8 protein-coding genes and 1 pseudogene are annotated in these 13081 nt (G+C 35.4%); 6 read left to right on the top strand and 3 right to left on the bottom strand.

All coding sequences use genetic code 11. The features are described from left to right. The first annotated feature begins 251 nt into the window (after positions 1–251). On the top strand, positions 252–464 hold the full coding sequence (locus ACFILZ_RS07105) for a hypothetical protein (protein ID WP_375610653.1): 213 nt from the start codon (positions 252–254) through the stop codon (positions 462–464). Between the two features lie 9 nt (positions 465–473). Continuing rightward, positions 474–1516: pseudogene (locus tag ACFILZ_RS07100) on the top strand (tyrosine-type recombinase/integrase). A gap of 559 nt (positions 1517–2075) precedes the next feature. Here the strand turns inward: ACFILZ_RS07100 and ACFILZ_RS07095 are convergent. The 3 genes from ACFILZ_RS07095 to ACFILZ_RS07085 form a co-directional block, all read right to left on the bottom strand. Continuing rightward, complete coding sequence (locus ACFILZ_RS07095) at positions 2076–3011, bottom strand: outer membrane protein (RefSeq protein WP_375610652.1); 936 nt, start codon at positions 3009–3011, stop codon at positions 2076–2078. Positions 3012–3581: 570 nt separating this feature from the next. After that, the gene (locus ACFILZ_RS07090) at positions 3582–3854 is read right to left on the bottom strand and encodes a hypothetical protein (RefSeq protein ID WP_375607180.1); all 273 of its coding nucleotides are present in this window, start codon (positions 3852–3854) and stop codon (positions 3582–3584) included. Next, complete coding sequence (locus tag ACFILZ_RS07085; RefSeq protein WP_375610651.1) at positions 3848–6223, bottom strand: mechanosensitive ion channel domain-containing protein; 2376 nt, start codon at positions 6221–6223, stop codon at positions 3848–3850. The genes ACFILZ_RS07090 and ACFILZ_RS07085 overlap by 7 nt, the downstream gene beginning before the upstream one ends. Positions 6224–6403: 180 nt before the next feature. On the opposite strand from ACFILZ_RS07085, the gene ACFILZ_RS07080 reads away from it, so the two are divergent. The 4 genes from ACFILZ_RS07080 to ACFILZ_RS07065 all read left to right on the top strand — a co-directional run bounded on the left by ACFILZ_RS07080 (position 6404) and on the right by ACFILZ_RS07065 (position 12206). Continuing rightward, positions 6404–6781: a hypothetical protein gene (locus tag ACFILZ_RS07080; protein ID WP_375610650.1), complete on the top strand. Its 378-nt coding sequence runs from the start codon at positions 6404–6406 to the stop codon at positions 6779–6781. A 91-nt stretch (positions 6782–6872) separates the two neighbouring features. After that, positions 6873–9386 carry a protein translocase subunit SecD gene (gene secD / locus ACFILZ_RS07075; protein WP_375607183.1) on the top strand — a complete coding sequence of 838 codons (2514 nt, stop codon included), beginning with the start codon at positions 6873–6875 and terminating at the stop codon, positions 9384–9386. 99 nt (positions 9387–9485) lie between these two features. Further along, the gene (gene ybaL / locus ACFILZ_RS07070) at positions 9486–11237 is read left to right on the top strand and encodes a YbaL family putative K(+) efflux transporter (RefSeq protein WP_375610649.1); all 1752 of its coding nucleotides are present in this window, start codon (positions 9486–9488) and stop codon (positions 11235–11237) included. A 15-nt stretch (positions 11238–11252) separates the two neighbouring features. Next, the gene (locus tag ACFILZ_RS07065; RefSeq protein WP_375607185.1) at positions 11253–12206 is read left to right on the top strand and encodes a YbhN family protein; all 954 of its coding nucleotides are present in this window, start codon (positions 11253–11255) and stop codon (positions 12204–12206) included. Positions 12207–13081 lie beyond the last annotated feature (875 nt).

Genomic DNA, 13081 nt, shown 5'->3' with positions numbered 1-13081 from the left:
CGCGTTGCAATCACCTGTTTTGAAGCCAATGTATGCATGTGTCATAGAGGACAACTCGCATTAGCTCTTACTCAATTGCCTGATTGGAAATATGAAATTAAACACATCTAAAAAATAAACTTACAGATTTTTTACATATGGAGGTGCTTCTCTTCACAAATGCCTCCTAGCACCACCACCCTTCTTAACACTTTCAAGTCATGCGTGATTCACGAAATGGGTGAATTGCGTCTCAATGTAGGAGAAAAGATATGGCACCTCGTAAAGCTATCATAACGCAAGCAGACATTGCACGAGCTTTAAGAGAAGCAAAAAAACAAAAATGCGAACTCATAGAAATCAAACCTACCGGTGAACTGCTTATCTATCTTAAAGCAGATATCCCATTACCAAACTCAACAGCACATCCTGATAAAATATGGAATTTATCTCGTGATGATTATGAATTTGATATCGTCTTATAGGTGATCACCATGCCAAAACCACGCCCCCCTCATCTCGTTAAACAAATTACTCAACATGGCAAAATTGTATGGTATGTACGTATTGGTCACGGCAAACGCATTAGAATACGCGGGACCTATGGAACGCAAGAGTTTGTTGATAACTACAAAGCGCACTTGCCGAATTACAAGGGCTTATACTTCCTAAATCCAAAACCGGTAAACTTGTTGAAGGGTCATTTGCATGGCTGCTTAAACAGTATTTAAACAGCTCTAATTGGCATAGCCTCTCTACAGTTACAAAAAAGCAAAGAGAATACATCCTTATGAAGATATGCGATTCCGTAGGAGATATCCCATACCAAGCAATTAATAAGAAACATATCATAGCTGGAGTTGAACGGCGTAAAGAAACACCAGCAATGGCTAGAGAATTTCTGAAAGTACTTAATGGGCTTTTTAATTGGGCGATTGACCAAGGTCTTTTGGAAAACAATCCAACTTTAGGGGTCAAAAAACCTCCTCTAAAAAATAAAGGGGGCTTTCCTGTTTGGACAGAAGAAGATGTTGAGAAATATTATAAAAGATGGCCTCATGGTACCCATGAACGTGTTTGGATTGATGTTCTTCTTTACACGGGGTTGCGCCGTGGTGATGCAGTTCGCATTGGCTGGAAAGACGTCAAAGACAATATTATTCATCTCAAAACAGAGAAAAGTAAATTCCAAACAGATGTTTTTCTCCCTATTTTACCGGAATTAGCCAAAACACTTGAAGCTGGTCCTATTGGTGAGGACACATTCATTTGTAGTAAACACGGGGGGAAAATACCTAAAGAAAGATTCGGAATTACATTTTATAATGCTTGTACCCAAGCAGGTATCAAAAAAACAGCCCATGGCTTAAGAAAATTAGCAGCAACACGCGCAGCTAATTCTGGTGCAACAGTATCACAACTCAAAGCAATTTTTGGCTGGACACATGATGCTATGGCATCTCTCTACACAAAGAGCGCAGATCGCAAAAAACTCGCTCTTGAAGCCATAAAAAAGCTTCAAAAAGATGGGGGATAGAGGAAAAAAAACGTAATAGAATCAGGATTCCTCAATTCCCCCATATTAGACATAACTATTTCATTTTACTTGCTGTTTAAATCCAATAAAAAAATAAAAACAATTAATTATTAAATAGAAAAAAGATAAACTGCGCTATCAGGTGATATTATAGAGAATTCTAAGGAAAAAAAAATTGGTGCACAAACGTGCACGCCGTCCACATCACTCTATATGAATTTTCTTTATTTTCTCATTACTTAGATAGTAAAAACTCTCTTTAAGTTTACTGTTTGCAATTCTATAACGATACTATGAATATGATAACTGTAATAATATGAAAGACGAAGCAATCCTTCTTGGCTAACAAATGTTTCAACCACACCTCGTAAACTAAAAATTTTTTATTCTTAACAGTTAAGAATCTGAGTAACTCTTCCTTACCTCCTCATCCTCACTTAAAGTCAATGCTCCCTTTTTTCACCATAAAATAGTGTTTACAATGCATACAATTTAAAAAAATAAAGACCCTATCAAAGAGATAGGACCTTTTAAATTTAAGCTCCTTTATCCTATAAAACTAGAATTTGTAAGCTACTCCTGCGCGAAAATCATTCGTCTTATACTTAACTTCAATCTCGTCTTTAAATTTCTTTTTACCAAAATCTGAGTAACGATATTCCGCACGTAAAACAAGATTATCTGTCATTGCAAAATCAACACCACCACCCAGAGTGTAACCAATCATCATTTTTGTAGCATCCGATGTCCTGTTAAAAAGCTCAGATCCCGTAATGACTGTCGACAAAACATCTTGAAATTGTCCATAAGCGACACCACCAGCAATATAAGGCATCACACGATGAGCAGAAAACCCAACACGCACCCTTGTGGCTCCAGTCCATTTTTGTTTAAAAGTATGATTAAAAGTTAAGCTATTCTTTTCTTCTGTAGTCTCTGTACCAGAGCGAGAAAAGCTAGGCCCCCGCCCTTTGTCAAACTGTGCCCTTTTATAACTTTCTTTCTTTTTACCATTTTCTTCAGTACCAGCATCAGTTCCAGTACCAGTATCAGTTCCTTCAGGACTCGAACCACCAGCACTCGATTCATCTGCATGAAATCTTGTTTTTGTGTCTTTTTTTTCCGTTAAAATGATATCCGTATCAATCCCCATAATAAAATTATTACCGAGATCAAAATTAACACCCGCATAAAAACCACCTATAAACCCAGAAAGATCGGGCATATGCTGTTTCTCGATGGGTATCCATGATTTACTTTTACTCTCCTCATCAGGATAGAGAGGAATATCAACATAAGGCGTTTTTGCAGAAATTTTACTTGAAAAGCCTCCAACTTGCCCCCCAAAATAAAAACCTGACCAAGAAAAAAGTGAAGAAGAAGCAACTTCTGAAGCAACATGTACAGACTCTTCAGGAACTACGACATCTGCAGCCTGTACTATAGAAGATGAAACCAAAGAAAAAACAGATGCTGTTATAAATTTTGTATTCATAAAATTATACCCCATTGCTAAATTTAAATATAATTAAAAATCACATTTAGAAAAACAAAGTTTTATAAAATTTTATACCAAAAAAACCGCATGCACTCCTTTACATTTACATTTAAATATACCACTACTAAATACATCATTACATCAAAATTGAATTTTATCAAATAAATTTTAATAACTATTAAAATAGTATAATAATGAATACTTTAAATGACAAATCTTTAATAAAAATGTCTATTATATTTTTAAAAATGAGAAAATATAACACATTTTTTATCCAAATTACCGCATAAAAAATCATAAAATAGAATATTTCAAAGCATTTTTTCATGAAAAAATTCTGAAATGATGTAATTATTGTTAGCACATTGATATTTAATTAAAAATATTATAAATATAAAATAGTATAAAAATACCTCTATATGCTTACATATAAGTAGATTCTATGTATATAAAAAACTACATCTATCTTACACTGAAATCATACTACTACTTTTAAAGTATGAGATTATTAACAGGCGCAATATCGTTATCTTTCTAGAGATTATCTCAAAAAAGTCCTCAATCACTTTATTTAAAAATTGCTCTTCCCCTACTGATTTCTATATTATCATCTGCCTTTATTGCAAAACGGTCTTTATTAGGAAAAGTTATAAAACATCCTTTCATACAAATTGTAATTGTTTGATGCGTATTTAAAGAAATTTTTAAAGGTACACTTCCTTCAACAATAATGAGAGAGTGTATCTTTAAATCAGTATTTTTCACTGTTGCAGCAAAAGCTGTTATGGTAAAAATACTTAATAGAATAACTGTAGTAAAAATATAAGTATATTTCAGCATTCTAAGATTCCTTCCTCAGCAAAACGCTTATATAGGCTAAATCGAAGAGCATTGGTTATATGAGAAGATGAGGTAATATTAGGCACATAAATAGCCAAATTAAAGGAAAAACTCTTACGATCAAATGCTGTAAAACTCACCTGTGGGATAGGATTTTTTAAAACGCCTTCTGTCGTAGAAGCAATCTCTAATAAAATTTCAGCAACATGCTCTGGAGCAACCTTAGATGATACAGTAACTGGTATATCAATTCGTCCTACTTTATTACGTCGTGTCCAATTACTAACGTTGTTATTAATAAGGCTTGAATTGGGAATAATAATCGTCTTACGCTGAATGGTCTCAAGTTCCGTTGCACGCACACTAATACGCTTAACAACGCCCCCTACTGATCCAGATTCTATATAGTCTCCTATTTTAAATGGTCTTCCAACTAAAATAATAAGTCCAGAGACAAAGTTTTGGACAATATTCTGTAAACCAAAACCTATACCAAGTGAAAGTCCTCCAGCAATAAGAGCGAAATTTCTAAGATCCAAACCTGCCATTGATAATCCGGTCAAAGCAGATACAACAACACCTCCATAACTTATCACTGTTTTGATAGAATTACGTATACCAGAATCGAACTCTCCATGAACCAACACCACATTATCTAACCAACCAATAAATCTTCGAATAAGAAACCAGCAAACACAAAAAGAAATAATTCCTGTTACAAGAGAAATCAAAGAAAGACTAATATTTCCAATCTGAAAACCGGTCACCGATTGCCACAAAACTGCTTTTAAATCAGAATAGGAAAATCCAAACTGTACAGCAATGGGCATTGCACAAAATATAACAACAAATAAATTGAGAAAAACGCTCACAAAAATTCCCAATTGATTCATTGTTTTTTCTTCTAAATGAAACCTCTGCATCAAAAGATGACCAACCGTTGTTTTCATAAATTGGTCTTTAGTTCCAAGTGCTTGAGCACTTTGTATTCCTAAATACATGAGAACTAAAAATGCTCCATCAATCATAATTTGCTGCGTAATAAAACGCGCAAGTCCAACATAACCTAAAAAATTCAATACAAAGAGCAGTAACCCCAAGCCAATAAGAGGAATGCGTATATAAAATGGCCAAAAGTATGGCTCTTTTTTTTCTTCTTGAACACGCCTAGGTCTAAACCGCAAAGGTACAAATGATATTATAAATAGCAAAATCGCTACAAGAAAAACAGCAATAAAACTTTTAGCAATTGTCAAAGATAGAGGCGCTGAAATGATTTGATAAATACTATCAAGAACAGCGTCAAATGCCAAAATACCCCCTAAAGAAGTGAGTAAAATCACTAATTGATAAGCAGACGATGGTGCAATACTGAGAAGACGCACATGGGGCCGATTCGATGATAGAAGAACAACAGCTAATCGATTGATTAAAAATAATAAAATAATTTGACAACCTATCATATCAAAAACTGTTGTAAGCTTACCTGGATCTAAGTTAAAACTACGAAACAAAAACAACACAAGGTAAACGCAAAGAATACAGATAAGTGAAGGTAAAAGAACTGAAATAAAGGCGATCAATAAGCGTTGTAAATAAGATATTTCCTCATTAGACTTCGTAAAGTGGCAATACACATGAACAAGAACTTTTTGAGAAAAATACGAAAGTCCTAAAGTAATAAAAAGTGGAATTAAAAAGCAAAGAACTAGTTGTAAAAACTTGAAGTAAAATATAAAATTCCACCAAGAATTTAACAAAACAAGAAAATCTGATGAAGCCTCTTTTGTTTTTTGGGCGAGATGTTTAACCATCGGAATCGAAAACTCAAGCCTATACGTAAGCGTGCGTTTAAAAAGCTCCCGAGATTGAGAAATAGAAAGTTCCGCTATTCTATTTGCCGCTAAGAAAATTGCTTCAAAACGAAGCATGATACTGTTAATTTTAGCTTTTTGCTCTATCAAATAGGAATATTCCTTCACTGAGCTTTTCAGTTTTTTTATGTCACGATGGAGCTCCATTAATTGATCAAGAAGTGTATTAATCTCATTAAGAGGAGGACGCAAAACAAATGCTGCCTCAATAGCACGTTCACTGATATCTTGTGCACGTAACCGTAATTCTTCTAAAGCACGCTCATCTTCTGGCTTTCTGTCAAAATCTCTTTTTAAAGTTTCAGTATTTTCTTCAAGAGTCTCAATAATCAACTGTTGTTGTTTAATAATTTCATCAACTGAATAAGAAGCTATCGTTTGTTCGACAATTGTATTTTGTGCCCCCCTATTCCCCCATGCACCAGAATTAAATACAAAGATAATCCCCAAAAGAAGGAAAAGTATGAGGATGCTTTTTCTACAAAATGAATACATATCTACCTTATTAATACAAAAGGGATTTTATTTTTCTTTTTTAAATATGGTATAAAGTAGATATTTTCAACTTTTATAGAATAATCTTATAAAAGCTTTCCCTTATCCTATAATACTGATAATAAGATAAAAGAATGATAAATAAGCTGAACTCAATAAGATTAAAGAAGGCACTCTAGCATGTTTTTTTTGCACCTTTATTGCAAAAAAGAAGATTTTCTTCCTTTGACAACCTGGATTTTTCTATCCAGTTTAGGTGTATTCTTGACGAACAACCTAGAAACGCGTGCTTATTTAATCAAACAATCGCACACCAATAATGTCATTAAAACGAATAGATTTGATTTACATCATAAGTGTGATCAGGTGAATGTTACCACAACTGAAAACAAAAAACTTGTAACACTCCATACAGAATCTATTTTTATCAGGACCTTTCAAAAAATCCTAACATTGGATTTCTTTTTAATAAAGATTCCAGCTGTTGACACACGATTTCGTAACGTTAAAACACAATATTTCTCAAATAAACGCGCTCCTCCCAATGAACACACTTAATTCTCTTCCTTGAATATAAAAACGATCATCTTATTTTAATTGTGCTTTTAACTTTGAATAACTGTTAGATTGCCTATTTACGGAATATATCATGCGTACACCTGGTTGGTTAACTACCCTTTATTGTTTTATTCTTTTAAGCAGCATTTATGTTGCCTTACCCAATTTATTTTCACACGAACAAGTTAACAACTCGAAATTTTTACCCAATACCCGTGTGGCACTTGGTCTTGATCTTCAAGGAGGCTCTTCTCTTCTGCTCGAGGTTGATAGCAAAACGTTAAAACGCGATCAATTACACATCGTTTTAAGCAATGTGCGCAATGTATTGCGTGAAAAACAAATCCGCACCTCAAGTGTGCGTATCGTTGAAGATAGCGTTATTGCCCTTATTTCTGACCCATCGCAAACTGAAAAAGCACTCTCTGCTTTGAAAACATTAATAACCCCCATACACAGTAGCTTTGGCACAACAGAACATAACATCACGATCAGTACTCAAAATGAAACTCTCCGCGTCACATTAACAGAAGCTGGTATAAAAGACCGTATAAGCAATGCTATTGAACAAAGCTTAGAAATCATCCGGCGCCGTATAGATCAAGTTGGTGTTTCAGAACCAGCCATCCAAAAGGTCGGAAATGACCGTATTATGGTCCAATTGCCTGGACTACAAGATCCAAAACAATTACGTGATCTTTTAGGAACAACTGCCAAAATGAGTTTTCATCTTGTTCCTTCTAACGTGGATCCCAATAATCCACCGATAGGTGTTTCAATTCTTCCTGGATATACTGATGAAACGCAACGCTATGCAATTTATGATCAAATTGCTTTAGATGGAAATGTCCTGAAAGATGCCCGTGCTGGTTTTGATCCACAATTGCCAGGACGTTCTATGATTTCATTTACTCTAGATTCGGCTGGTGCAAAAATATTTGCCGATATAACACGACAAAATATTAACCGTCCTTTTGCCATTGTTCTTGATAATAAGGTTTTAACCGCTCCTACCATCAATAGTGTTATTCCCAATGGACAAGGTCAAATTACAGGAAACTTTGACCCCAAAGAAGCCTCAACTCTGGCTGCTCTGCTCCGCGCTGGTTCCCTCCCCGCACCACTCACCGTCATTGAAGAAAGAACCGTAGGTCCAAATCTTGGCGCTGATGCCATCCAAATGGGGCTTTATACCGGCATAATTGGCTTTATTCTCGTTGCAATTTTTATTTTTCTTCTCTACCGCATTTGGGGACTCATTGCGAATATAGCACTAGCCCTCCATACGATTTTAACATTTGCTGCACTAAGTCTCCTTGGAGCTACGCTTACGCTGCCCGGTATTGCTGGTATTATCTTAGGCATCGGTATAGCCGTTGATGCCAATATTCTCATCAATGAACGTATTCGCGAAGAAAGTCGAAAAGGCGTGAGTGCTTTTGCAGCTCTAGATCGTGGATTTAAACAAGCTTTTGCAACCATTGTTGATGCAAATGTTACAGCCATTATAGCCACTGTTTTACTATTTTGGTTTGGCACAGGCCCAGTTCGTGGTTTTGCTGTAACAATGTTGCTTGGTATTATCATCTCCATGTTTACAAATATCACCATTGTGCGCATCATCATGATTTGGATCGTTCGTAAATGGAAAATTAAAAAACTGCATATTCATTCTGCTTTCAACATCATGCCACAAAACACAACTTTCCACTTTATGAAAGCACGTTTCATTGGTATTGGCGTCTCAATTGTTTTATCAATAGCTTCAGTTTTTCTCTTTTTTAAGCCTGGCTTAAATTTCGGAATTGATTTCATTGGCGGCAGCCAAATGAGTATTACCACGAAAGGACCAGCAGATCTAGCAACCCTGCGTTCCAAGCTTTCTACTCTTAATATTGGTGAAGTTACCTTGCAAAATATTGATAACGAAAATACCGTATTAATTCGCATGCAGAAACAAAGCGGTGGCGAAGCACAACAAACCACCGCCATTGATAAGGTCAAAACAGCTGTACAAAATATCTATCCCGATACCACATTCGATCAAATAGAAGTTGTTGGTCCAAAAATTTCAGGCGAGCTTGCCACTGCTGCTTTTACTGCTGTTATTCTTGCGGCTATTGCCATGTCTCTCTATATATGGTTACGCTTTGAGTGGTTCTTTGCCATTGGAGCCATTGTCACACTCATTCTAGACACCACAAAAATGATTGGCTTTTTTGCTTTATTTCAATTTGATTTTAATTTAACAGCCATTGCTGCGCTCTTAACAATTGTTGGATATTCTATAAATGATAAAGTTGTCGTCTATGATAGGATGCGCGAAAATATGCGTCTTTTTAAAAAAATGCCGTTGCGTGAGCTGATTGATCTGTCAATTAATCAGGTTCTTGTACGTTGTTTTTTTACATCAGCCACAACAATTCTTGCGATGCTCCCCATGGCGATATGGGGTGGAAGTGCTGTTCATAATTTTGCATTACCCATGGTCTTTGGGATTATTATTGCAACATCATCCTCTATCTTTATTGCTGCTCCTATTTTGCTCCTGCTAGGAAATTGGTGGCGTGAGCGAAATAATCGTGCAAATATCAAAGTGAAATAAAAATGCCCTTTAATGCGTATGGTACATCTCGCCTCTCTTCTCATAGAAATATAGTCGTTTTCATTCATTCGCTTTTTGATCAAGAGTAGTAAATAATCCATGCTCCACGACACACCACTTATCACAACTATTGTTGCAGGCTTATGTTTAGCATTTCTCTTGGGAATGATTGCTAGCCGTTTACGTATTTCACCCCTTGTAGGCTATTTGTTAGCTGGTGTTATTGTGGGACCCAATACAGGCGGATTTAAAATAGATTCCGTCATCATTAATCAACTTGCTGAAATTGGTATTATTTTGTTGATGTTTGGTGTTGGGCTCCACTTTTCATTAAAAGACCTTTTATCTGTCAAAGCTATTGCTGTCCCCGCTGCTATTGCACAAATGGCATTTTCTACTTTTCTAGGTTTGTGCCTTGGTCTGATTATGGGATGGGGCTTTAGTGGTAGTTTGATCTTCGGTCTTGCTTTATCCATAGCAAGTACCGTTATCCTGCTACGTGCTTTGCAAGAGCGTCATCTTATTGAAACAGAAAAAGGACGCATTGCCGTTGGATGGTTGATTATTGAGGATTTAGCAATGGTCCTTATACTTGTCCTCATCCCTTCCTTGGCAAGTGCCCTCAGCAATACAAAAAAAGAAGCGTTGGATCCTCTTGTTCAATGGTTAGATTTAAGTATTTGGGGTATTTTTGGTCTCACCATCCTGAAAGTGATTGTATTTATCGCACTTATGCTTGTCATTGGGCGACGCGTTATCCCATGGCTTTTAAAAATGAGCGCACAATCGGGATCACGTGAATTATTTCGTCTTAGCGTCTTTGCTATTGCATTAGGAGTAGCTTTCGGAGCCGCTCATTTATTTGGAGTTTCTCTTTCTCTTGGTGCTTTTTTTGCTGGTATGGTCATGAGCGAATCAGAATTAAGCCACCGTGCTGCGGAAGAATCTTTACCACTGCGCGATGCTTTTTCTGTTCTCTTTTTTGTTTCTGTAGGTATGTTATTTGACCCAGAGAAACTCTTGACTCATTTTTTCCCACTCTTAGCAACCTTATTCATTATCGTAATCGGAAAATCTGCTGTTACCTTTTTCATCGTTAAGGCTTTTCGCTATTCTAATGCAACAGCTTTGACTATTTCTGCAAGCCTTGCCCAAATCGGAGAATTTTCCTTTATCCTTGCTGGTTTAAGTTTAAGCTTAGGACTTTTAAACAATGACGCTCATGATTTAATTCTTGGAGGAGCAATTTTTTCTATTTTGCTCAACCCTCTTGTTTTCATTGCCTGTAATAAAATTAAAAAACGTCTAGAAAAAAATTCTGTATCCTCACAAAATACCCAAACAATTATTGATATTGATCCACAAGATCCTGACCAAGATTTTTTACCGATGACCTTAAAAAATAACCATATCGTAATTATTGGCTATGGTCTTATCGGTAAGTATGTTGCATTATCTTTAATGAATAGAGGTGAACCTATAGTGATCGTAGAAGAATCAAAACGCCTCTCTGATAAAGCGATTGCAGATGGCTTTGAGGCTATTTGTGGCAATATCATTCAACAAGAAATAATAAACGCAGCAAATATAAATAATGCACATAAAGTTGTTATTACAATGCGAAGTACCATTGAAGTAGGAGAATGTATCGTGAATATCCGTGATATGAAGAAAGATATCCAGATAATCACACATGCATTATCCGATACAGAAACAACATATCTCATTGATTTAGGTGCTGATGTTGTAGTAACAGATGATGAAGAAATTGCCAATGGCATTATAGAGTATATAACAGAACGAAGATCTGTAAGGAATATGCTCAATCATGAAAATTTACAGAAAACATAAAATGGATACAGAATCGTGAAAATAAAGCAATTTATATGGCCATTGATTGGTATCTTAGCAATGCTGGTATCTATTCGAATTCTTTACATGAAGCTCTCTGCCATTTCATTTGGAGATGTATTGGAGCGTTTGAACAATTTAAATGCACAGCACTGGTTATTAGCCTGTTTATGTTCTCTCCTAGCTTATGCTGCTCTTGCTGGATATGATCGAATTGCCTTGCAACATCTAGGCCATAAAATTTCTTGGATTTTTATCGCTATATGTTCATTTACAACCTACGCTCTTTCACACAATATCGGTGCTTCAGTTTTTTCTGGTGCCGTTGTACGCTATCGCGCCTATAAAATGAAAGGATTAAACGGAACAGAAATCGCAATATTAGTAGGTTTTTGCTCTTTTACTTTTGTAATCGGCACAATCTTGCTTTTGGGAATCGTTTTGGTGCTGCAACCCGAAATTATCACCCTCATTCATAAAGAACTTCCTGAATGGCTCGGAACAACGGCTGGAGCAATTTTACTCAGCTGTATAGCACTTTATACGTTTGGCAGCTGGCTTCAGTTAAAACCCTTACGCTTGGGTAAGAAAATTCAACTTTCCTATCCACGGCTGAAAATTGTTATTCAACAGCTTCTCATTAGCCCTCTAGAGCTTTTAGGAGCAGCAGGAATTATATATGCTGTTCTCCCACATAACGCAGATATTCATTTTATCTCTGTTCTTGGTGTTTTTCTAGCATCTTTTACGATAACTCTTCTCTCTAATGCTCCAGCAGGAGGAGTAGGAGTTCTTGAAGCTCTCTTCATAACAGGCATGCCCAATATAAATCCAACTGATGTTATTGCAGCGCTTATTGTCTTTAGAATGTTTTATTTGATTATACCGCTCATCCTTTCATTATTTGTGGTCGTCATTTTTGAGGCGCGACAATATTGGAAAAGAGCCCCCAAAACACCACCGGAATAAATAAAAGGCTATCAATGACTTCTTTTTTGTGTACCTATAAAAGAACAAAACACCATCGTGTTGCCAGTTTACATATCTTTTTTAAGAAACCTCTCTCAACGCTCTTCTCCATTACACAACAATACCCGTAAATGGTATAATAGTAAAGCTATTGTTGCACCATCAACTTTATACTTAATAAAAGATCAAGCCTGCACCATTATACTATTTTTCCAATGTTATGATAACTTTTAGCACTTAAGAACATTAATAAGAATTATTTTTATGCCTTTCTTCAATAGTCTTTATCCACACGTTAATCCCATTTATAATCCCATTTATGATGTACAAATGAATGATTTTAATTAATTTATTATAAGAGGGATTGAAACAAAAGAAGTTTATGATAGTAAAGTTTTTTCAAACAAAGAATAATCAATTCTTTATAAATCAATATATTATAATGAATCTAAGTAGCTTTCTTAATATTTATATTTTTAGAGGTTTAGCTAACGGAAAGGCAGCATAGCGTAACCACACAGCTTAATATTTTAAAACTTTAAGCCTCATTAAAGTTTATTGTCTTTCGTTTAACAGGTATTAGCTTTAAACAATTAAACTGATATAATTTTATTCCTTGTATGTCCAGCTAAATACTTCATTTTATCTTTATTTACCCTCTTGGAATACTGATGATTATTACAGAAGTTTTTTGTTTAAGCGGGAGAGTTATCAAAAAATATCCACGCTGCTGACACAACTAAAGTGTAAAGTTGCTTCTTTCTTTAAACAATATGCTAAAAATCCAAAAAAATTTTAATCAATTTATATTAAAAGAAGTAAAAACTGTTGATTTCTATACTCCTTTAAATAAAACAATTGTCGGTAAGAAGCTT

Source organism: Bartonella sp. AP40SXNS (genome assembly GCF_042195825.1).
Taxonomy (GTDB): Bacteria; Pseudomonadota; Alphaproteobacteria; order Rhizobiales; family Rhizobiaceae; genus Bartonella.
The sequence above is the reverse complement of the archived record's forward strand: the minus strand, read 5'-3'. Positions and strand labels throughout refer to the sequence as shown.